Origin of the sequence: Streptomyces violaceoruber, from assembly GCF_033406955.1 — a bacterium.
GTDB classification, from domain to species: domain Bacteria; phylum Actinomycetota; class Actinomycetes; order Streptomycetales; family Streptomycetaceae; genus Streptomyces; species Streptomyces violaceoruber.
Window position 1 is genome coordinate 7,922,074 of record NZ_CP137734.1, and the last position, 21,055, is coordinate 7,943,128.

The window sequence follows — 21,055 nt, forward strand, 5'->3', positions numbered from 1 at the left end:
GGGGCCGCGTCCGTCAGGGCACCGGCTGCTCCGCCCAGATGACCTTGCCGGCCGGTGTGTAGCGGGTGCCCCAGCGCTCGGCGAGCTGCGCGACCAGGAACAGTCCGCGCCCGCCCTCGTCCGTCATCGCCGCGTAGCGCAGGTGCGGGGAGGTGCTGCTGCTGTCGAACACCTCGCAGATCAGGCTGCGGTCGCGCACCACCCGGACGTGGACGGTCTCGCCGCCGTACCGGATCGCGTTGGTGACCAGCTCGCTCAGGATGAGCTCGGTGGTGAACGCCAGCTCGTCCAGCCCCCACTCGGCCAGCCGCCGGGTGACCTGGGAACGGATCTCGGCGACCGCCGCCGGATCGTTCGGGACGTCCCACTCGGCCACCTGGTCCGGGCCCAGCACCCGGGTCCGGGCCACCAGCAGGGCGATGTCGTCGCCCGGCCGGTCCGGGAGCCGGGCGTCCAGGACGGTCCGGCAGGTCTCCTCGGGAGTCTCGCCCGCCGCCTCCAGCGCCCGGCGCAGCTCCTCCAGACCGACGTCGATGTCGTGCACGCGGTCCTCGACCAGCCCGTCGGTGTACAGCACCAGCCGGCTGCCCTCGGCCAGCCGCAGCTCCGTCGTCTCGAACGGGAGGCCGCCCAGGCCCAGCGGGGGCCCCGCGGGCACCTCCGGGAACTCCACGGTGCCGTCCGGCCGGATCAGAGCCGGCGGCGGATGACCCGCCCGGGCGATCACGCAGGAACCGGCGACCGGGTCGTAGATCGCGTAGAGGCAGGTCGCGCCGGTCACCGGGGCGCTGCTGTCGTCGGCCGCCTCGTCCTGGTCGATCCGTCCGACCAGCTCGTCCAGCAGCCCGAGCAGCTCGTCGGGCGGCAGGTCGAGGGCGGTGAAGTTGTGCACCGCCGTCCGCAGCCGGCCCATGGTGGCCGCGGCGTGCAGCCCGTGCCCGACGACGTCGCCGACCACGAGCGCGACCCGGGCCCCGGGCAGCGGCAGCACGTCGAACCAGTCCCCGCCCACCCCCGCCTGCGCGGGCAGGTAGCGGTAGGCGACGTCCAGGGCGTTCTGCTCGGGCAGCCTGCGCGGCAGCAGACTGCGCTGGAGGGTCACCGCCATGCTGTGCTCACGGGTGTATCGGCGGGCGTTGTCGATGGAGACCGCGGCCCGCGCGACCAGTTCCTCGCCGAGTGCCAGCTCGTCCTCGTCGAACGGCTCGGGCTTGACCGAACGCCAGAAACTCACCACCCCGAGCACCAGGGTCCCCGCCCGCAGCGGGACGGTGATCAGCGAGTGGACCCCGTACTCCACCACCTGCGCGGAGCGCTCGAAGTCCTGTGCCTGCCAGCCCGGCGCCTCGTCGAGCCGGGGCTCCAGGACGGCCCGTCCGGTCCTCAGGGTGCGGCCCTGCGGGGACGAGTCCACGTAGCGGATCTGCCGGCCCACCGGATAGAGCGGGACCTCCTCGGTGATCCCGCTGAGCGCGGTGCGGCGCAGCGGCGTCACGCCGCCCGGCTGGCCGCCCGCCAGCACGGTGTCGAACAGGTCGACGCTGACGTAGTCCGCGAACCGCGGCACGGCCAGCTCGCCCAGCTCCTCGGCGGTGCGGGTGACGTCCAGACTGGTCCCGATGCCCACCCCGGCCGCGTAGAGGATGTCCAGGCGTTCCCTGGCGGTCTCGGCCCGGCCGGACAGGGCCCGCAGCTCGGTGGAGTCGCGCAGCGTCGCGACACTGCCGGCCGGACCGCCCCGGACGTCCGTGGGGCGCTGGTTGATGGCCAGCAGCCGGTTCTTGACCAGGTGCACCTCGTCGGTGGCGGCCTGGCCCGAGGCCAGCAGCTCCGCCAGGTCGGACGGCAGCCCGAGCGCGCCGACGTGCCGGCCCTCGGCGTCGGGGGGCAGGGCGAGCAGCCGCCGCGCCTCGTCGTTGGCGAGCAGCAGCCTGCCCTCGCCGCCGACGATGAGCACGCCCTCGCGGACGCTGTGCAGGACGGCGTCGTGGTGTTCGTACATCCGGGTCATCTCGTGCGGCCCCAGGCCGTGCGTCTGCCGCAGCAGCCGGCGGCTCACCAGAGCAGTGCCCCCCGTCGCCAGGGCCAGCCCGACGGCCGCCGTGATCAGTACGAGGGGCAGCTGGCGGTTGGCGGCCCCGCCCACGTTGTCCGTCGTGATGCCCGCCGAGACCAGCCCCACCACCCTGCCGTCGGGGTCCTCGACGGGCACGATGGCCTGGACCAGCGGGCCGATCGTCCCCTCGATCTCCTCGGTCACCGTCTTCCCCGCCAGCGCGGGGGCGATGTTCCCGACGAACTTCTTGCCGATGCGGTCCGGCTTGGGATGGGTGTAGCGGACCCCCTCGTCGTTGGTGACCACCACGAAGTCCACGTCCGTCGCCCTGCGCACCGCCTCGGCGCGGGGCTGGAGCACCGCCGTGGGGTCGGGACTGCGCAGCGCCTGGAGGATGCCGGGGGAGTTGGCGAAGGTCTCGGCCACCGAGACGGAGCGGTTGCGGGCCTCCACGGTGCTGTCGTGCCGTACCTGGAGCACCAGCGCGACGGCCGCGGCCACCACCAGCAGCAGCACGATGACCACGTTCATCACGAAGACCTGGCCGGCCACACTGCGTCCGGACAGCGCCGAGCGCAGTGCCGAGGCAGGCCGCCTCGCGTCCCCTCCCCGCCGTGACCGGTCCGCGTCCTGCCGGTGTCGGGCGTGCGGGCCGCCGGGACGACGGGGTGACCGTTCTCCCGATCGACCCATCAGTCGGACCATGTGCCCATGTCTACACTGCCGGGCCCGCAGAGGCGAGGGGCACCCCCCGTGACGCGGGAGTCCGCCGGACCGGAACCACGGGCGTTCGGGCCGGCCGGCACCGGGTCGCGTGCGGCCGCCCTCACCGGGGGTTCCCGGAGCGGGCGCGGCGGGTGGCGAGCAGCAGGGCGATGTCGTCGGGACGGTCCGCGGTGTGGCGGGCGGACACGACGATCCGGTCCGCGACGCCCGCGAGCGAACGGCTCCCGGGCCGCGCCGCGGGCGCCCCGGCCCTGGCCAGCGCCAGGCGCAGCGCGGTGATCCCCTCGTCGATGTCGGTGCCGGGCCGCTCCACGAGGCCGTCCGTGTACAGGGCGAGGACGGCGCCGGGCTCGATGGCGAACTCGGTCAGCGGATAGGGCGCGCCGGGGTCCACCCCGAGCACCACCCCGCCCGGCAGGTCGAGTGTCTCGGTGCGTCCGTCCGGGTGGCGCAGCAACGGCGGCGGGTGCCCCGCGCGGGCCGCGCAGGCCCGTCCGGTGGCCGGGTCGAGCCGGATGTAGCAGCAGCTGGCGAACAGGCCCGGGTCCAGGTCGGCCAGCAGGTGGTTGACGCCGCTCATCACCTCGTCGGGCGGCCGGTCGCCGAGGGCGAAGGCGCGTACGGCGCTGCGCAGTTGCCCCATGGTCGCCGCGGCCTGCACACCGTGGCCCTGCACGTCCCCGATGACCAGCGCCATGCCGTCGCCCGAGGCGACCACGTCGTACCAGTCCCCGCCCACGTCCAGGCCCTGGGTGCCGGGCAGATAGCGGCCCGCGGTCTCCAGCAGCGGGTGTGCGGGCAGCCGCCGGGGCAGCAGCACCTCCTGCAGTCCGCGGGCGAGCGCGGTCTCGGACTCGTAGCGCCGGGCCTTCTCCATGGCGTGCGCGATGAGCCCGGCGAGGGCGGTGAGCACCGTGCGCTCCTCGGTGCTGAAGCCCCGGGAACGTTCGAAGCCGAGGATGCAGGAGCCGACCGGGCGACCGGAGGCGATCAGCGGCAGGAAGGCGCGGGCGCCCTCCGCGGCGTCCAGCGGGATGCCCGGATACGCGGAGGCCAGCGCCCGCATCGAGTCGAAGAACAGCGGTCGGCCGCTGGTCAGCGTCTCCACCCCGGGCAGCCGGGCGTCCAGCGGCACCCCTTCGAAGGGCGCGAGGAAACCGGGCGGGAACCCCGTCTCCCACGCCAGGTGCAGATGGCGGTCCTGGAGCAGGTAGATGGCGAGCCGGCGGCCGCCGAACGCCGACAGCAGCTCCCGTACGACCACCTCGGACACCTGGCGGGCGGTGACCGCCTCGGTCAGGGCCACGGCCAGGACGATGGGGCGGTACTCCGGTGCCGTCGTGGTGACCGGCGGGGCCGGATCGCCGGCCTCGGGTCCTGGGGCGTCCTCGGGCGCGCCGTGCTCGGGCGTGAGACCGGCGGACGCGTCGGCCACCCGGTTGGCCGGGCGGAGCGTGAGGGTGAGGAAGTCCGGCCCCGGATACACGCTGACGGCGAGCCAGTCGCCCTCGTAGGGCCGGGGTGCCGCGCGGCGGCTCGCGTCGGGCGGCCGCCGGACGTGGAAGCGGACCGGGTCCGGGGAGAGCAGGGCACCGCGCAGATGGTCCTCGTAGGCGGCCTGGTCCAGCCAGGGCACGGCCTCCCACAGGGAACGGCCGAGGAGCCTCGCCCGCGGGCTGCCCAGCAGCCGGACGGCACGGGGGTTGGCGTAGACGACGGTGCCCAGACGGTCCACGCAGAAGACCCCCTCCGGCAGCAGGTCGGCCGCGGCGTCGGCCACGGTGCCGGCGAAGGGGTCGCGCACGGCGCCGCGCACCGGCCCGCCGCCGGGCGGTGCGGGCCGCGGCCGCCACAGCTCCACCAGGCGCGGCGAACCCTCCGTCGTGCGCACGCACAGGGGCAGCCGGGGCGGCCGGCCCGCGGCCGTGTCCCGCAGCGCCGCGGCGATCCGGTGGCCGTCGTCCGGGGCCAGTACCCCGGTGAGCCTCCCGAGGGCCGCCGGGGTCCCGGCCGCACTCGACGGCAGGCCGAGCAGGACGCACAGGGGCTCGTCGAGGGTGACGGCGCCGGTGTCCGGGTCCCAGCCGAAACTTCCGGCGTGCTGCGGGTGCCGTCCCGAGGCGGGCGGCCGGACGCACAGCGGCTCGCCCTCCCAGGCGACCGGCGGGGCGTCACCGTCGGCGTCCAGCCGCTCCAGCGCCGCGCCCAGGTCCTGGGCCAGTTCGGCCACGAGGTCCGCGCCCTCCAGCATGTCGGCGGCGTCCGGGGCGGGCAGGCGCAGCACGGTCAGCACGCCGTAGGTACGGCTCGCCCCGGCGACGGGCACGTACAGGGACCCGAAGGGGAAGGGGAGACCGGCGGCGAACTGCGGGTAGCGGCGCATCGTCTCCGCGGCGTTGGGCAGCACCACGCGCACGCCCAGCCGGTAGGCGTCGGCGACCGGGAACGGACTGTCGGCGTGCAGGCGCCACCAGGGACGGAAGAGCGGCCCGGGCAGTCCGGAGAGGACGGCCAGCCGCAGCAGGCCGGGCGTGGCAGAGCGCAGATACACACCCCCCACCCGGCCGCCGGCCGCGCCGACCGCCCGGGTGGACGCGTCGACCAGCAGCGCCGTCAGCCGTCCCGGCGTCCGGGCGGTGTTCTCGGTGTTCTCGGCGCCCGTACTCATCGGCCCCACCTCGTCCGTGCGCCGCCGCGCGGGCGACACAGCAAGAATGCGCCCCGGCCCGGCGTCGCGCACGCGGTCGGACCGCACGGGTGAGCGTGACCCGGCGGTGACGGGGCGTTGACCCCGCGGACCGGAGCCCATAATCTCCTCTCGACATTCGGAAATCGATCCGAAACTTTCGACCTCCCAGGGTGAAGTCCGGCGGCTTCCGCCCTTCCGAACGGCCTGCGCACACCGATTCAAGGAACGGGATGACATGAGCATGATTGTCAGACGCCTGTCGAGAGCGGCCACCGCCGGTCTCGTGGCCGCCGCCGCGCTGACGGCCGCGGCCCACTCCGCCGAAGCCGCCGACACGCTCGGGTCCGCGGCCGCCGGACAGGGCCGCTACTTCGGCACCGCCGTCGCGGCGAGCCACCTCGGCGAGAGCGACTACGCCGCCACGCTGGACCGGGAGTTCAGCTCGGTGACGCCCGAGAACGAGATGAAGTGGGACGCCACCGAGCCCAGCCGCGGCAGCTTCACCTTCACCTCCGCCGACCGGATCGTCGACCACGCGCAGAGCCAGGGCATGGACGTGCGCGGCCACACCCTGGTCTGGCACTCCCAACTGCCTTCCTGGGTGAGCCCGCTGGGCGCCCAGGACCTGCGCACCGCGATGAACGCCCACATCAACGGCCTGATGGGCCACTACAAGGGGGAGATCCACAGCTGGGACGTCGTCAACGAGGCGTTCCAGGACGGCGGCAGCGGCGCCCGGCGCAGCTCGCCCTTCCAGGACAAGCTGGGCGACGGCTTCATCGAGGAGGCGTTCCGCACCGCCCGCGCCGCCGACCCGGCCGCCAAGCTCTGCTACAACGACTACAACACCGACGGTGTCAACGCGAAGAGCAACGCCGTCTACGACATGGTCAAGGACTTCAAGTCCCGAGGCGTGCCCATCGACTGCGTCGGCTTCCAGTCCCACTTCAACAGCAACTCGCCCGTCCCGTCCGACTACCGGCACAACCTCCAGCGCTTCGCCGACCTCGGCGTGGACGTGCAGATCACCGAGCTGGACATCGAGGGCTCCGGCTCCGCCCAGGCCGCCGACTACACCAAGGTGGTCGAGGCCTGCCTCGCGGTGAGCCGCTGCACCGGCATGACCGTGTGGGGCGTCACCGACAAGTACTCGTGGCGCAGCGGCGGCACCCCGCTGCTGTTCGACGGCGACTACAACGAGAAGCCGGCCTACGGCGCCGTCCTGTCCGCCCTCGGCGGCTCGGGCGGTCCGGGCGATCCGGGAGACCCCGGCGACCCGGGTGACGGCGCGAGCTGCACGGCCACGTACACCAGGACCGCGGACTGGAGCAGCGGCTACAACGGCCAGGTCACCATCACCGCGGGCGCCGAGCCGATCAGCTCCTGGACCGCGACGGTCACGCTGCCGGCCCAGCAGTCCGTCTCCTCGCTCTGGAACGGCACGCCCACCTGGAGCGGCAACGTGATGACGGTGCGGCCGAGCTGGAACGGCCCCCTGGCGGCCGGCGCGTCGACCAGCTTCGGGTTCACCGCGGCGAAGAACGGCAGCGACGCCGCGCCCACGGTCGGCACCTGCACGGCTTCCTGACCCGGGCGCCCGCCCGACCTCGCGCCCCACCTTCCGCCGGGCATGGGCGCGGTCGGCCGGATCCGCGCAAAAAACGGCGCGTCCGGCGGAAGTTGGGGCAAACGGAGCGTGGGCAGCGTCCCGGTGCGTATCGTGAGAGCCGGGGCCCCCGCTCCCGCCACTCGGCCCCGGACCGGACGGTGAGGCTCGGTATGACTCCGGCGCACGGACCCGACACCGCGGACACCTCCGTCGTGTCCGCGGTGGTGGAGTTCCGGGGCGGATCGGCGATGATCCCCGCCTCCAGGGACGTCGTGCACGGTTTCGTCACGCGCCTGTCCGAGCGGGGCCTGGACCTGACGGACGCCTTCCTGGACGCCGCCCGTCTGGTCGCGAGCGAGCTGGTGACGAACGCGCTGCGGCACGCCCCCGGCCCCTGCCGGCTGGAGCTGACCCTGGTGGACGACCGGGTGGAGATCGCGGTGTCGGACACGGCGGAGGCCTTCCCCACCTTCCTGCCCCGTGACCCCGTGCGGGTCGGCCGGCACGGGCTGGAGATAGTGACGCGGCTGTGCGGCGAGGTCATCACCAAGCCGCACGCGACCGGGAAGACGGTGTACGCGCGCCTGCCGCTGGTCTGACCCCCGCCTCAGGCGGTCAGGGCCTGTTCCACACTCGGGTAGCAGGGGATGAGCGCGTCGACGCCCACCAGCCGCAGTACGCGTTCGACGGCGTCGCGCGGTGCGGCCAGCCGGAAGAAGACGCCGCGGGACTCGGCGGCCCGGTGCGCGGAGATGAGGACGTTGATGCCGCTGGAGTCCAGGAAACCCACCTCGCCGAAGTCCACCACCGTGCCCGGCGCGGACTCCACCGACGACAGCAGGACGTCGCGCAGATGGCCGCTGCCGTCGAGATCGACCTCTCCGGCGAGGATCACGAGGCAGACGCCGTCACCCGTGGTGGTACGGGTGATCAGCAGCCGCTCCGGTACCGCCGCTCCCTCGATCTCCGCCACACTGCCCTCACTTCTCGCGTGCGCCGCATGTGCCCGGCCGTCGTCGGGTGGCTCGATGTTAAGGCCCTTCGCGGCCCGCGTGGGCCCACTCGTGCGGACCGGAACGCAGCGGCCGGACCCGGCCCCGCCGGGCTCGGCGCGCGCGACGGCGTTCCTCTGACTACGGTCGGAGGTGTGGTGGCACACACATTCGAGGAGCTCGTGCACAAACGCCGCGCGGCAGACCTGGCACAGCACCGGGTCGAGGAGTTGCGCGACTCGTACGGGCCGCCCACACAGCATCGGTGGACCCCGAGGCAGTCGGAGACGTACGAGACCGCCGTACGGGCCTGGCGCGACCTGGACCGGGACGCGCGGACCGCGATGGCGGAGTACGTCAAGGAGGGAGGCCAGTCCCGGCACAAGATCGAGGCGAAGCTCCGCAAGGCCGTCCAGGACGACGACCGCAACATCTGACCGGCCGGGCCCGGCCCCGGGCCCGGGCGCGCACCGTCCGCGCCGGGTCACCGGGGCGGGCTCGGACTATTTCGCTCTGGTCCCGGGCCGTGTCCCGGGCCTCGCCGTCGTCAGCGCGGGTCCGCCGTGACCTCGCCGACGAGGTCACGTACGGCGCCCAGGGCCGCCGCGCGGTCCTCGGGGACCAGGCCGACGCGGGTGCGCCGGTCGAGCAGGTCGGCCTCGTCGAGGGCGCCCTCGTGGCGCAGGGCCCACACCAGTTCCGCGCCGGTGACGGGGTGGCCGGGCAGTACGCGTTCGGCGAGGCAGGGCTCCCGGGAGGCGAGGGCCTGGACCGCAGGGGCCTCGGTGCCGTAGCGCCGCACCAGGCGGCGCGGTGCCCGGACCCCGGCCAGGGTGTGCGGGGCGGCGGCGCCGACCAGGGGCAGCGCGGCGGTGGGGGACGGTCCCGCGGCGAGGCCCCGGGCGGCGACGGCGGCGTCCACGGCGTCCTCGGCCATCCGCCGGTACGTGGTGAGCTTGCCGCCGACCACGGTGATCACACCCTCGGACGAGGTCAGCACGGCGTGCCGGCGCGAGACGTCCGCCGTACGGGGCGCGGCGCCGGGCCGGTCCGACGGGGCGGTGTCGAGCAGGGGGCGCAGGCCCGCGAAGGCGCCCACCACGTCCTCGCGGTGCACCGGCACGTCGAGCACCGAACCGAGCACGTCGAGCAGGAAGCCGACGTCGGTCTCCGGGACCTCCGGCACGTCCGGGACGTCCCCGTCCACCGGCTCGTCGGTGAGGCCGACGTAGACGCGGCCGTCGTCCTGGGGCAGGACGAGGACGAAGCGGTTGGTCTCGCCGGGGATCGGCACGTGCAGGCCGGCCGGGAGGGGGCCGAGGCGGTCGGAGCGCAGGACGAGATGCGTGCCGCGGGAGGGACGGATCCGGATGCCGTCCACGAGGTCTCCGGCCCACACCCCGGAGGCGTTGACCACCGCGCGGGCCCGGATCACGCCCTCCTCGCCGGTCGTCTCGTCGCGGACCCGGGCGCCCGACCCGGTCAGCTCCAGTGCCCTGACCCGGGTAAGGATCCGCGCGCCGCGGGCCGCCGCGGTCCGGGCGAGCGCGGTCACCAGCCGGGCGTCGTCGGCGAGCCTGCCGTCCCAGGAGAGCAGCCCGCCGCGCAGCCGGTCGGAGCGCAGCGCCGGTGCGAGGTGACGGGTCTCCACCGCGGACAGCCGGCGCGGCGCGGGCAGGGTGGCCCGTGCGGTGCGCGCCGCGAGACGCAGGGTGTCCCCGGCCCGGAACCCGGCCCACGCCAGCGCGCCCTGGCCGCGGGAGACCAGCGGGGTGAGCGGCAGCACGAACGGCTGGGCGCGCACCAGGTGGGGTGCCGTGCGCTCCATCAGCACCCCGCGTTCCACCGCGCTCTCGTGCGCGACGTCGAGCTGGCCGGAGGCGAGGTAGCGCAGTCCGCCGTGGATGAGCTTGGAGCTCCAGCGGGAGGTGCCGAAGGCCAGGTCGTGGGCGTCCACGGCGACGACGCCCAGTCCCCGGGCGGCGGCGTCCAGCGCGGCACCGGCACCGGTCGCGCCGAGACCGACGACCAGGACGTCCACCACGGGGCCGCCGACGGTGTCGGCCACCTCGCGCGAGCGCCGCGCGGCGGACAGGGAGGCCCCGGTGGCGGGGCGGCTGGTGGGGCTCATGGTGCGAGGGTCCTCTCCAGGATGGTGCGCAGCTCCGCGAGGAGGGCGGCGGGGGTCAGCTCGGCGTCGTCCTCGTCGGCCATGGTCCGCAGCGACAGGGCGAAGGACTGCACCACCAGCAGCACCGACCGCGCCTGCCGCCCGGTGTGCGTCCGGCGGACCGAACCGTCGGCGTGGCCCTCCTCCAGCGAGTCGGCAAGCAGTTCCAGCAGGGCCTCCTGGCTCGCCCCGCGCCGGTCGAGGACGTAGGGCAGGAGCAGCTCCGGATCGACGTCGACGATCTTGCGGAAGAGAGGGTGGGCGCGGAACGCCGCCACCCCCGCCACCAGGCCCTCGACCATCCGCGAGCGGGCGTCGGTGTCCTGCCCGGGTTCCGTAACGGCGCCGGTGGCCACCGCGATCCACTCGCGGGTCATCAGGTCGCCGACCAGGGACCGCACGTCCGGCCAGCGCCGGTACAGCGTCATCCGGGAGACGCCGGCGCGGCGGGCGACGTCGGTCATCGTCGTGCGCCGCACCCCGACGGCCAGCACGCAGTCGCGCACGGCGTCCAGCACCGTGTCGCTGTCGGAGGGGGTCTGCCTGGTCGGATGGTTGTGACGGTTGGGCGTCATGTGTAACAGTGTAACGCCCAGCGGGGCGGTGCGGACGGCATCCCTCGAAGCGACCGTGAGGACGACAGGCAATGGACATGCTGTGGAACGGCTGGGGCGACCCGGCCCGGGCGACGCCGCTGCCCGACACGGTGACCGGGCTGCTGCGCGAACTGCTCGGCGTCACCCCCCGCGCCGCCGCCCCCCTCCCGCTGGAGGAGATCGGGGTACCCGCCCCGCCGCTGGACGCGGACGCCCGCCGCGCGCTGGAGGCCGCCGTCGGACAGCGCGCGCGGGACGTGCGCACGGACGCGGAGAGCCGCATCCGGCACACCCGCGGCAAGTCCACCCCCGACCTGCTGCGGATGCGCGCCGGCGACGTCACCGACACCCCGGCCGCCGTCGTCCTCCCGGACGGCCACGACGAGGTGCTCGCCGTGCTGGCCGCCTGCGCGGAACACGGCCTGGCCCTCGTCCCCTTCGGCGGCGGCACCTCCGTCGTCGGCGGCCTCGCCCCCGGCCGCGAGGGCGCGTTCGTCGCCCTCGACCTGCGCCGCATGAACCGCCTGCTCGACCTCGACGAGGTCTCCCGCACGGCGACCCTCCAGCCCGGCCTGCGCGCCCCCGAGGCCGAGGCGCTGCTGGCCGAGCACGGGTACACGCTCGGCCACTTCCCCCAGTCCTACGAGTGGGCCACCGTCGGCGGCTTCGCCGCGACCCGCTCCAGCGGACAGGCCTCCGCCGGCTACGGCCGCTTCGACGAGATGGTCCTCGGCCTCACCCTCGCCACCCCCCGGGGCACGCTCGACACCGGCCGCGCACCGCGCTCGGCCGCCGGACCCGACCTGCGCCAGCTCGTCCTGGGCTCGGAGGGCGCCTTCGGCGTCATCACCTCCGTCACCGTGCGCGTACGGCCCGCTCCGGAGGTCCGCCGCTACGAGGGCTGGCGCTTCGCCTCCTTCGACGAGGGCACCGCCGCCCTGCGCCGCCTCGCCCAGGACGGTCCGCGCCCCACGGTGCTGCGGCTGTCCGACGAGACCGAGACCCTGATCGGCCTCGCCCAGCCCGACGCCGTCGGCGCCTCCCTGGAGCGCCAGGACGCCGGATGCCTGGCGGTCGTCGGCTTCGAGGGCACCGGGGAGGACACCGCGCACCGCCGCGAGGGCGCCGCCGAGATCCTGCGCGAGAGCGGCGGCACCTTCGCGGGGGAGGAGCCGGGGGAGCGCTGGGCCCACGGCCGCTACTCGGCGCCGTACCTGCGCGACGCGCTGCTCGACGCCGGGGCGCTCGCCGAGACCCTGGAGACGGCGGCCCTCTGGTCCCGCCTCCCCGCCCTGTACGCCGCCGTCCGCGAGGCGCTCACCGCCACCCTCACCGCTGCGGGCACCCCGCCCCTGGTCATGTGCCACATCTCGCACGTCTACGAGAACGGCGCCTCGCTGTACTTCACGGTCGTCTCCGCCCAGGGGGAGGACGCCGTGGCGCACTGGACCCGGGCCAAGCACGCCGCCAACGACGCCATCCTCGCCGCGGGCGGCACCATCACCCACCACCACGCCGTGGGCACCGACCACCGCGACTGGTACGTCCGGGAGGCGGGCCCCCTCGGCGTCGAGGCCCTGCGCGCCGTCAAGCGGAGCCTGGACCCCGCCGGACTGCTCAGCCCGGGCGTCCTGCTGCCGGCGGACTGACCCCGCCGAACGGCACGCTCCCACCCCGTGAGACAACAGTCGGCACCACCCGTCAGCCCGGAGGCACACCGATGCGACAGTTCACCGCCGTCGTCAACCCCACCGCGGGCGGCGCCACCTCGGCCGCCGCGCTCCTCGGGGTGGCCCGCCTGCTGCGCGAGGCGGGGGCCGGGCTGGAGACCGAGTACAGCCACAGCCTCGCCCACGCCCGCGAACTCGCCCGGCGGGCGGGGGAGCGGGGCCGGGTGGTGCTCGCCGTCGGCGGCGACGGCATGGCGGGCGGGATCGGCGGCGCCCTCAGCGGCACCGGCACCGTGCTCGGGCTGGTCCCGGCCGGGCGCGGCAACGACTTCGCCCGTGCCCTGGAGCTGCCCACGGGAGGGCCCGGACTGGCCGAGGTGCTGCTGCACGGCGAACCCCGCCCGGTCGACACCGTCGAGGTCACCTCCGCCGTCCACGACCGCACCGTCGTCCTCGGCAGCGTGTACGCCGGTGTCGACGCGCTCGCCAACCGGCACGCCAACCACGCGCGGCTGCTGCGCGGAGCCGCCTCCTACTACGCGGGGGCCGTGCGGGCCGTGGCGGGCTGGCGTGCGGCGGGCTACCGGGTCACGGTCGACGGCGAGGAGCACGCCTTCAGCGGCTACACGGTGGTGGCGGCCAACTCCGGCTACTACGGTTTCAACCGCCTCGTCGCCCCCTCCGCCCGGGTGGACGACGGTCTGCTGGACGTGGTGATGATCGCCGACGCCCCGCGACGGCTGTTCTTCGCCCTGATGAACGAACTCTCCACGGGCGCCCACGTCCACCGGCCCCAGGTACGCGTCCTGCGCGGCCGGGAGGTCCGCATCGAGGCGGACCGGGCGATACCCTACGGCGCCGACGGCGAGGTCGAGGCCGTCGTACCCGTCACCGCGAAGGTGCTGCCCGGAGCGCTGCGCGTCCTGTGCTGAACACACCGCGGGGCCGGGCGCCCAGGTCGGCGCCCGGCCCCACGGCCCGGTGGATCAGCCCCGCGGCGTGGTGAAGCGTTCCCACACCCGGTGCGAGCCCATCAGCTCCGTCACCCGTTCCAGGGCGGCGGTGCCGGAGTCGGCGACGATCACACCCGGGGCGTCGGCGGGCACCCCCGACGCCTCCAGCGCCGGCGTGCCACCGGCCCAGACGCCGATCGCCTTGCCGTGCCGGAACGCCTCCGACAGCAGCAGGCTCACCCGCGGGTCGACCGTCCCCGGCCCCGCGGGCGCCGGCCCGGCCTTGTAGTCGCGCGGCGTGTACGCGTCGCCGCCCATGTCGGGCGTCCCCGCGATCAGCACCGCGTCGAACTCGACCGACCGCGCGGTGACATAGCTGCGCTGCACGGTCAGCGCGGCGTCGCCGGAGCCCAGGGTGCCGCCGGTCGGCGCCACGACCAGCGGCACCATCCCGGCGTTCAGCACGGCCTCCCGTACCGCGCCCACGCCCTCCAGGTCCGCCCCGCCGGTCACGATGCCGACGACCCTGCCGTCCAGCGGCCAGACGCCGCCCACCTGGGACAGCGCCGGGCTGGGCTCGACCTCGGCCAGCGGGACCGTCGGTTCCGGGGCGGGCAGGCCGAGGCCCTCGGCGACCCCCGCGCACAGCTCGGGGTCGATGTTGGCCAGGACCTGGAGCGTGCGCTCCCGGATCGCCTGCTCGTAGCACTTGCCCAGCTCGAAGGTGTAGGCGCCGATGATGTGCTCGCGCTCCACCGGGCTCATGCTCAGCCAGAAGCGGCGCGGCTGGCTGAAGTGGTCCGCGAACGACTCGGAGGCCTCGCGGACCTTGCGCCCCTCCGGCACCCGCACCGGGGCCTCGACGAACGCGCTGGTGTCCGCGCCCGCGGTGAACGGGCAGCCGCCGTCCAGGGAGTTGGGCCGGTACGGCGCCACGCCCCGGTGCACGGCGCTCTGGTGCATGCCGTCACGCAGCATGTCGTTGACCGGCGCCTGCGGCCGGTTGATCGGCAGCTGCGGGAAGTTGGGACCGCCCAGCCGCGTGATCTGCGTGTCCAGGTACGAGAACAGCCGCCCCGCGAGCAGCGGGTCGTCGGTGACGTCGATACCGGGCACCAGGTGACCGACGTGGAAGGCGACCTGCTCGGTCTCGGCGAAGAAGTTGGACGGGTTGCGGTTCAGGGTCAGCAGCCCGACCGGCTGCACCGGCGCCAGCTCCTCCGGCACGAAGTTGGTCGGGTCCAGCAGGTCGATGCCCTCGAAGGTCTGCTCCGGGTTGTCCGGGAAGGTCTGGATGCCCAGCTCCCACTGCGGGTACGCGCCCGCCTCGATCGCGTCCGCGAGGTCCCGGCGGTGGAAGTCCGGGTCGACGCCGTTGATCAGCTGCGCCTCGTCCCACACCAGGGAGTGCACACCCAGCTTCGGCTTCCAGTGGAACTTCACCAGCGTCGTGGCGCCCTCCGCGTTCACCAGCCGGAAGGTGTGGACGCCGAAGCCCTCCATCATCCGGAACGAGCGCGGGATACCCCGGTCGCCCATGAAGAAGATGGTGTGGTTCGTCGCCTCGGTGTGCAGCGAGACGAAGTCCCAGAAGGTGTCGTGCGCGCTCTGCGCCTGCGGGATCTCCCGGTCCGGGTGCGGCTTCGCCGCGTGCACCACGTCCGGGAACTTGATGGCGTCCTGGATGAAGAAGACCGGGATGTTGTTGCCGACCAGGTCGAAGACGCCCTCACTGGTGTAGAACTTCGTCGCGAACCCCCGGGTGTCCCGCACGGTGTCCGACGAACCGCGCGAGCCGACCACCGTGGAGAACCGGGTGAACACCGGCGTCTCCACGTCCGCGGCCAGGAACCCGGCCTTGGTCACCGAGGCCGCCGTGCCGTAGCTCTGGAAGACCCCGTGGGCGCCCGCGCCCCGCGCGTGGACCACGCGCTCCGGGATGCGCTCGTGGTCGAAGTGCATGACCTTCTCGCGCAGGTGGTGGTCCTGGAGCAGCACGGGACCGCGCGGCCCGGCCTTCAGCGAGTGGTCGGTGTCGTACAGCCGGGTCCCCTGGGCGTTCGTCAGGTAGCTGCCGGACTGCGCCACCCGGGCCTGGTCGGCGCCCGTGGGCTGACCGGTCGGGGACACGGTGTCCGGACCGGTCTGGTCCGGCTTCGGAGGCAGCGGCTCGCGGGGCTCGGTGGGTTCGGCGGCGGAGGGCGACTCGGGGCCTGGCCTGCCGGGGATCCCGTCCGGCGGCCCGCCGGCCTCGCCGTGCAGGCCCTCGGTCACCTTGCGGGCTACTCGCTTGAGGGGGTTGGCCTCGCTCATCGGCCTTTCTCCGTTTCTGGGCGGGCCGCTGCCCGCGCCCGGTCGTGTTCGCGTACCGACTGCCGTGGTGGGCCGTGACCGCGTACCCAGCCTTCGGGAGTCGAGGCATGGGCGCGGGGGAACGGAGGTGGCGGGCTCAGGTGATGGTCTGACCGTCGTGGATGCCGCCCCGGCAGAGCTTCGTGAAAGTGCCGGTGCCGTCCCCGTCCGCCGAGATGATGGTCACTCCGCCGCCCCGGAGGCACTCGCTCGCCGTCACGTCGCTCGCCACGCTCGGGGCGCGCGGCGCCGAGGCCTCTGCGCCGGTGGCGCCCAGGACCGACAGGGCCAGGGCCGCGACGACGGTGCACGACGACTTGCGCATGGGGACGGCTCCTTCTCACCGGTGCCGTCCCAGCGTCACCGGCCCGGCCGCGGCACGCCACCGGGGGAGCGCGCACGGGGGAGCGCACACGGCGAAGGGCCCCGGCCGCCGCCGCGGCCGGAGCCCTCGAAGCACCGGACAGGCCCTAACCTTCCGTGTGCGTCACCGCCACCGGTTCGAACGACACCCTGGTGCGGGCGCCGTCGGCCGTCCAGACGACCTCCACGCCGTCCTCACCGGGCAGCACCTCGGCGACGGCCCCATCGGCCGGGACGCTCGCCGGCGCACCGGTGAGCGCGGCCAGGGCGACGTGCACCGAGGTGCCGCCCGCCGTGCCGGACAGCCGGGGCAGCTCCGCCCACGGCACGTACGCCGTGCCCTGCGGGGCGCGCACGGTCTGCGCCTCGGGCTCCCAGCCGTGCAGCCCGTCCAGCGTGGAGGTCAGTGGCTCCTCGGGACCGGTGGCCCACCCGGTGTGGGTGACCCGGGCCCCGGCCGGCGCCCCGACCACCCGGTGCACCCGCAGTTCGTACGGCCCCCGGGCCACCGTGACGCTCTCCACCCGCAGCCCCGGCACCATCGGCGGCCCGGACACGAAGACGGGCCGGTGCCAGGACGCCGCCCAGCCCCAGCCGTCACCGCCGCCCGCCCCCAGCGGATGGACACGGCGCCGCACACTCGACCGGCCGTTCACCTCGACCGACAGATGATTGTCCGCGACGTTCTCCCGCGCCGTGGGACCGGTCCGGGTCGAGTAGGCCTGCCGGCCGTAGTACGGATCGTCCTCGGCCGCCGACTCGCCCTCGTGCGGGCGGACATGGTCGCTGCCGTGGTTGTGCAGCCGTACGATCCCGTCGGCGCGGGTCGCCTGCACCAGCAGTCCCGGCGCGGACAGGGCCAGCACGCGGTCGGCCTCCTCCACCGGCGCCGGCTCCTCCGGCGCCGCCCACAGCGGGTGGTCCGCGGGAGCGAGCAGCGACACGAACGCCTTCGACGCCCAGTACGGGGAGGCCGGACCCGAGTACGGTTGCAGGGTCGCCTCGTGCGGGCCGTACCAGCCGAGGCTCAGCACCCCCTCGTCGGTCAGCGCCCCCCGGTCCACGAAGTACCGCAGGCTGCCGCTGACCAGTCGCCGCGAGGCACCCGGCGTCAGCGGGGTGTGCCCGGTCAGCGCGCCCAGGCCGACGGCCGCCGACGCGGCGAAACGGTAGGTGAGCGAGCGCCCGAAGTGCACCGGCGCCCCGTCGGAGCCGAACATCAGCGCGAAGCCGTCCAGGTGGGCGCGCAGCCGGTCCCCGTACCGGGCGAGGGCGTCGGTGTCGCCGCCGAGGTGTGCGTCGAGCACCGGGTAGAGGTGCAGCGCCCAGCCGTTGTAGTGGTCGAAGGCGCGTCCGTCCCCGTCGGCGTACCAGCCCTCGCCCCGGTACCAGCCCTCCATCAGCTCCAGCGCCCGGTGCCGCGCCGCGGCCGTCTCGGCGTCGCCGCGGCCGACCGACTCCAGGAACCCCGCGACCGTGTACGGGAACAGGTACCAGTTGTTGGGCGCCGGGACGTGCCGCAGCGCCCCGCGCAGCCACTCCTCCACCCGGTCCTGGACGCCGGAGTCGAGGTGCTTCCACAGCCACGGCGCGGTCAGCCGCAGCCCCAGTGCCACCGAGGCGGACTCGACCATGGGCTGGCCCTGCACGTCGTGGTCGAGGATCAGCGGCCACGACTCGGTGTCGTCCCGGCCGGGGGTGCGGGTGCCGGAGGCGAGGCCCTCGGCGTAGCGGTCCAGCCAGCCGTGCGGGTCCGCGCCGTCCGCGCCCGCGACGCGGAAGCCCGCCGCGAGGAAGGTCCGCGCGAAGCCCTCCAGGCCGTCGGAGCGCACCCCCGAGCGCGAGGGCCGCCCCGGCAGGTCGAGCAGGGCGCGGCCCGGGGTGCTCCAGCGCCACGCGGCCCACAGCAGCCCGTCCGCGACGGCCTCCCAGTGGGCCCGGGTATAACCGGTGTACGGGCTGGACGCACGGTCCTCGGTGGGCAGTTCGAACGGGATGCTCATGCCAGGAACGCCAGCCTTTCGCGTCGTACGGGGTGGAGGAAGCCGGAACCGGACGCCCAGCGGGTCGTCTCGGCGAGGGCGAGGTCGGCCAGCCGGCGCCACTCGTTGCCCTCGGAACCGGCGAGGTGCGGGGTGATCAGGGCGTGCTCGCAGTCCCACAGCGGGTGCTCCGGCGGCAGCGCCTCGGGGTCGGTGACGTCCAGGACGGCGCGGATGCGGCCCGCCAGCGCGGCGTCGGTGAGCGCGTCCTGGTCGATCACCGCGCCCCGCGAGGTGTTGATCAGCACCGCGTCGGCCGGCATCGCCTCGATCAGCGGACGGCTCACCAGACCGCGGGTGGTGGGCAGCAGCGGGGTGTGCACGCTGACGGTGTCGCAGCGCGCGAACAGCTCCGGCAGCCCCACGTTCTCGACGCCCAGCTCGGCGGCCTCGGCGTCGGTCACGTACGGGTCGTGCAGGAGGACCTCGATGTCGTGCGGCCGCAGCAGTTCGACGACCCGGCGGCCGATCAGCGACGCCGACAGGATCCCCACCGTCCGGCGGTAGTTGCCGACGCCGCGCGGGGTGCGCAGCCAGTTCCCGCGCACCCGGGAGGCCCGGTAGTCGCGGGCCCGCTCCAGCACCCGCTTGCCGCTCAGCAGGATCATGCCGAGGGTGTACTCGGCCACCGGCAGCGCGTTGGCGGCGGCGGCCGAGGAGACCTCGACGCCCCGCTCCCAGCACGCGTCGGTGACATGTCCGCGGACACTGCCCGCCGTGTGCACCACGGCCCGCAGCCGGGGCGCCGACCGCAGCACCTGAGCGTCCAGTGGCGGACAGCCCCACCCGGTGACCAGCAGCTCCACGTCCGCCAGTACGGATCTCGCCCGCGCCGTGGACAGGTCGTCGAGCACCGGGAACGGCGCGAGGTCGCAGACCCGGCGGAAGGCGGCGAGGGACTGGGGGTCCAGGACGGCCGAGGCGGCGTCCGGGGACATGGCCACGGCGGCACGGGGCCGGTGGCCGGGTCCGGGGGCGTGCACGGTCACTTGACGGCTCCGGCGGTCAGGCCGCTGCGCCAGAATCGCTGGAGCAGCACGAAGGCGAGGATGAGCGGCAGCACGGCGAGCAGCGAGCCCATGATCACCACGGGGTAGTACTCGGGCGACACGGACGCCGAGCTGTTCCACTGGTACAGGCCGAGACTGACGGGATACAGGTCCTGGTCGGACAGCATCACCATGGGCAGGAAGAAGTTGTTCCAGATGGCGGTGAGCTGGAAGAGGAAGACGGTGATCAGACCGGGCCCGAGCATCCTGAACGCCACCCGGGCGTACGTGGTCAGCTCCCCGGCCCCGTCCACGCGCGCCGCCTCCAGCACCTCGTCGGGCACGTAGCCGCGCGCGAAGATCCGGCCGAGGTAGACGCCGAAGGGGTTGAACAGCACCGGGATGAACACCGCCCAGAAGGTGTTGACCAGGCCGGCCTCGGAGGCCATCAGGTACAGCGGCAGCGCGAGCACCGTCTGCGGCACCATCACCGCCGCGAGGACCAGGCCGAACAGCTTCTCCTTGTGCCGGAAGCGGTACTTGTCGAAGGCGTAGCCGCAGGCCACGCTCACCAGCGCGCCGACGGCGGCGCCGATCACCGCGTACAGCAGGCTGTTGACGTACCAGCGGCCGTACAGCCCGCCGTCCATGGCGAACAGGTCCTTCAGGTTCTGCAGGAGCGAGAAGTCGCTCAGGGAGAGCAGGTCGCTGCTGAACAGGGCGTCGCGGTTCTTGGTCGAGGCGAGCACCAGCCACAGCACCGGCAGCAGGGTGTAGAGGACGGAGACGGCGACGACCACGTTGACGGTGGCACGGCCCAGCAGCTTCGGGCGGAGCAGTGAGCTGTCGGTGGCGCTCATCGGGCCTCCTCGGAGTCGGCGCGGCTGGTGAAGCGGGTGACGCCGTAGGACAGTGCGATGGTGCACACCAGCAGGACCACTGAGGCGGCCGCCGCGAGGCTGTAGTTGTTGCGGGTGAAGGCCGCGTCGTAGATGTACATGCTGGGCGAGAAGCGCGAGTTGATCATCGGGGAGGACTGGCTGAGCAGCATCGGCTCGGTGAACAGCTGGAGCGCCCAGATCAGGGTGAAGATGGCGACCATGACGATCGAGGCACGTACCAGCGGCGTCTTGACCTGGAGGGCCGTGCGCACCGGGCCGGCGCCGTCGACGACGGACGCCTCGATGACCTCGCGGGGCACGGCCTGGAGGGCGGCGTAGAAGACCACCATGTTGTAGCCGAGGTTGCTCCACAGGGCGATGTTCACGATGGACGGGATCACGGTGTGCACGCCGAGGAAGTCGATCGTGATGTCACCCTTGGCGAACAGCTCGATCACCGGGCTGATGCCGGGCGTGTACAGGTACAGCCAGATCAGTGCCGCGATGATGCCGGGCACCGCGTGCGGCAGGAACAGGCCGAGTTGGGCGAGGCCGCGCAGCCGCACCACGCCCGAGTCGAGGAGCAGGGCGAGGGCGAGCGCGCCGACGACCATCAGGGGGATGTAGATCAGGCAGTACAGGGCGACCGTGCCGAGCCCGCCGAGGAAGGTGGGGTCGGTGAGGACGGCCGCGTAGGAGCGCAGCCCGACGAAGACCTGGCGCTCCGGGCCGAAGCCGAGGCCGGGCTGGTCGTCGCTGAAGAAGCTGAGGTAGACGGCGGTGCCGACGGGGATCAGGAAGACGGTGACCAGCAGGGCGAAGAACGGCGTCATGAGGACGCCGGCGGCGGTCAGCTGACGGCGTTTGGCCGCTCTGCGGGCCCGCAGGCCCGAGTCCGAGGGCGCTGGGGAGGCGGCGCGGGCCGTGCCGGCCGGCACCCGTGGGTGGGTGGTCGTGGTCATGGGTG

General features: G+C 74.2%; 16 protein-coding genes. 5 read left to right on the forward strand and 11 right to left on the reverse strand.

Annotation, left to right across the window (positions count from 1 at the left end):
- Window positions 1–13: 13 nt before the first annotated feature.
- Both R2E43_RS35755 and R2E43_RS35760 read right to left on the reverse strand, forming a co-directional pair.
- Window positions 14–2,761: a SpoIIE family protein phosphatase/ATP-binding protein gene (locus R2E43_RS35755; RefSeq protein WP_198653066.1), complete on the reverse strand. Its 2,748-nt coding sequence runs from the start codon at window positions 2,759–2,761 to the stop codon at window positions 14–16.
- Between the two features lie 121 nt (window positions 2,762–2,882).
- Window positions 2,883–5,450: a SpoIIE family protein phosphatase gene (locus R2E43_RS35760; protein ID WP_332056977.1), complete on the reverse strand. Its 2,568-nt coding sequence runs from the start codon at window positions 5,448–5,450 to the stop codon at window positions 2,883–2,885.
- 256 nt (window positions 5,451–5,706) lie between these two features.
- Between R2E43_RS35760 and R2E43_RS35765 the strand changes: the two genes are divergently transcribed.
- The gene (locus R2E43_RS35765) at window positions 5,707–7,059 is read left to right on the forward strand and encodes an endo-1,4-beta-xylanase (RefSeq protein ID WP_011027286.1); all 1,353 of its coding nucleotides are present in this window, start codon (window positions 5,707–5,709) and stop codon (window positions 7,057–7,059) included.
- Between the two features lie 191 nt (window positions 7,060–7,250).
- On the forward strand, window positions 7,251–7,679 hold the full coding sequence (locus R2E43_RS35770; protein WP_016325209.1) for an ATP-binding protein: 429 nt from the start codon (window positions 7,251–7,253) through the stop codon (window positions 7,677–7,679).
- Window positions 7,680–7,687: 8 nt separating this feature from the next.
- On the opposite strand, the gene R2E43_RS35775 is transcribed toward R2E43_RS35770, so the two are convergent.
- A complete protein-coding gene (locus R2E43_RS35775; protein ID WP_016325208.1) occupies window positions 7,688–8,053 on the reverse strand; it encodes an STAS domain-containing protein in 366 nt (121 codons plus the stop codon).
- Window positions 8,054–8,230: 177 nt separating this feature from the next.
- Here R2E43_RS35775 and R2E43_RS35780 point away from each other — a divergent pair, with 177 nt between their 5' ends.
- Entirely contained in the window at window positions 8,231–8,509 is a 279-nt protein-coding gene (locus R2E43_RS35780; protein ID WP_016325207.1) for a hypothetical protein, read from the forward strand.
- Between the two features lie 110 nt (window positions 8,510–8,619).
- Here R2E43_RS35780 and R2E43_RS35785 read toward each other — a convergent pair whose 3' ends face one another.
- Window positions 8,620–10,203, reverse strand: coding sequence for a glycerol-3-phosphate dehydrogenase/oxidase (locus tag R2E43_RS35785; RefSeq protein ID WP_011027283.1), 1,584 nt, complete (start codon window positions 10,201–10,203; stop codon window positions 8,620–8,622).
- Complete coding sequence (locus R2E43_RS35790) at window positions 10,200–10,817, reverse strand: TetR/AcrR family transcriptional regulator (RefSeq protein WP_003978194.1); 618 nt, start codon at window positions 10,815–10,817, stop codon at window positions 10,200–10,202. The genes R2E43_RS35785 and R2E43_RS35790 overlap by 4 nt, the downstream gene beginning before the upstream one ends.
- 71 nt (window positions 10,818–10,888) lie before the next feature.
- Here R2E43_RS35790 and R2E43_RS35795 point away from each other — a divergent pair, with 71 nt between their 5' ends.
- A complete protein-coding gene (locus tag R2E43_RS35795) occupies window positions 10,889–12,487 on the forward strand; it encodes an FAD-binding oxidoreductase (protein ID WP_016325205.1) in 1,599 nt (532 codons plus the stop codon).
- A 71-nt stretch (window positions 12,488–12,558) separates the two neighbouring features.
- The gene (locus R2E43_RS35800; protein WP_011027281.1) at window positions 12,559–13,440 is read left to right on the forward strand and encodes a diacylglycerol kinase family protein; all 882 of its coding nucleotides are present in this window, start codon (window positions 12,559–12,561) and stop codon (window positions 13,438–13,440) included.
- 54 nt (window positions 13,441–13,494) lie between these two features.
- On the opposite strand, the gene catB is transcribed toward R2E43_RS35800, so the two are convergent.
- The 6 genes from catB to R2E43_RS35830 all read right to left on the reverse strand — a co-directional run bounded on the left by catB (window position 13,495) and on the right by R2E43_RS35830 (window position 21,050).
- Window positions 13,495–15,774 (reverse strand): catalase CatB, encoded by a 2,280-nt coding sequence (gene catB / locus R2E43_RS35805; protein WP_003978196.1) that lies wholly within the window; start codon window positions 15,772–15,774, stop codon window positions 13,495–13,497.
- A gap of 136 nt (window positions 15,775–15,910) precedes the next feature.
- Window positions 15,911–16,138, reverse strand: a complete 228-nt coding sequence (locus R2E43_RS35810) for a hypothetical protein (protein ID WP_332056978.1) — start codon at window positions 16,136–16,138, stop codon at window positions 15,911–15,913.
- A gap of 145 nt (window positions 16,139–16,283) precedes the next feature.
- Complete coding sequence (locus R2E43_RS35815) at window positions 16,284–18,179, reverse strand: DUF2264 domain-containing protein (RefSeq protein WP_189282696.1); 1,896 nt, start codon at window positions 18,177–18,179, stop codon at window positions 16,284–16,286.
- Window positions 18,176–19,207, reverse strand: a complete 1,032-nt coding sequence (locus tag R2E43_RS35820) for a hydroxyacid dehydrogenase (RefSeq protein WP_011027278.1) — start codon at window positions 19,205–19,207, stop codon at window positions 18,176–18,178. The genes R2E43_RS35815 and R2E43_RS35820 overlap by 4 nt, the downstream gene beginning before the upstream one ends.
- Window positions 19,204–20,067 (reverse strand): carbohydrate ABC transporter permease, encoded by an 864-nt coding sequence (locus tag R2E43_RS35825; RefSeq protein WP_003978200.1) that lies wholly within the window; start codon window positions 20,065–20,067, stop codon window positions 19,204–19,206. The genes R2E43_RS35820 and R2E43_RS35825 overlap by 4 nt, the downstream gene beginning before the upstream one ends.
- Window positions 20,064–21,050: a carbohydrate ABC transporter permease gene (locus R2E43_RS35830; RefSeq protein ID WP_003978201.1), complete on the reverse strand. Its 987-nt coding sequence runs from the start codon at window positions 21,048–21,050 to the stop codon at window positions 20,064–20,066. Before R2E43_RS35830 ends, R2E43_RS35825 begins: the two co-directional genes overlap by 4 nt.
- Between the last annotated feature and the right edge of the window lie 5 nt (window positions 21,051–21,055).

What these genes read in the sequence shown, in the direction of transcription:
- R2E43_RS35810 (WP_332056978.1), bottom strand. Translation starts at nt 16,138, where the DNA reads ATGCGCAAGTCGTCGTGCACCGTCGTCGCGGCCCTGGCCCTGTCGGTC.
- R2E43_RS35770 (WP_016325209.1), top strand. Translation starts at nt 7,251, where the DNA reads ATGACTCCGGCGCACGGACCCGACACCGCGGACACCTCCGTCGTGTCC.
- R2E43_RS35755 (WP_198653066.1), bottom strand. Translation starts at nt 2,761, where the DNA reads ATGGTCCGACTGATGGGTCGATCGGGAGAACGGTCACCCCGTCGTCCC.
- R2E43_RS35785 (WP_011027283.1), bottom strand. Translation starts at nt 10,203, where the DNA reads ATGAGCCCCACCAGCCGCCCCGCCACCGGGGCCTCCCTGTCCGCCGCG.
- R2E43_RS35825 (WP_003978200.1), bottom strand. Translation starts at nt 20,067, where the DNA reads ATGAGCGCCACCGACAGCTCACTGCTCCGCCCGAAGCTGCTGGGCCGT.
- R2E43_RS35800 (WP_011027281.1), top strand. Translation starts at nt 12,559, where the DNA reads ATGCGACAGTTCACCGCCGTCGTCAACCCCACCGCGGGCGGCGCCACC.
- R2E43_RS35760 (WP_332056977.1), bottom strand. Translation starts at nt 5,450, where the DNA reads ATGAGTACGGGCGCCGAGAACACCGAGAACACCGCCCGGACGCCGGGA.
- R2E43_RS35830 (WP_003978201.1), bottom strand. Translation starts at nt 21,050, where the DNA reads ATGACCACGACCACCCACCCACGGGTGCCGGCCGGCACGGCCCGCGCC.
- catB (WP_003978196.1), bottom strand. Translation starts at nt 15,774, where the DNA reads ATGAGCGAGGCCAACCCCCTCAAGCGAGTAGCCCGCAAGGTGACCGAG.
- R2E43_RS35795 (WP_016325205.1), top strand. Translation starts at nt 10,889, where the DNA reads ATGGACATGCTGTGGAACGGCTGGGGCGACCCGGCCCGGGCGACGCCG.
- R2E43_RS35815 (WP_189282696.1), bottom strand. Translation starts at nt 18,179, where the DNA reads ATGAGCATCCCGTTCGAACTGCCCACCGAGGACCGTGCGTCCAGCCCG.
- R2E43_RS35765 (WP_011027286.1), top strand. Translation starts at nt 5,707, where the DNA reads ATGAGCATGATTGTCAGACGCCTGTCGAGAGCGGCCACCGCCGGTCTC.
- R2E43_RS35790 (WP_003978194.1), bottom strand. Translation starts at nt 10,817, where the DNA reads ATGACGCCCAACCGTCACAACCATCCGACCAGGCAGACCCCCTCCGAC.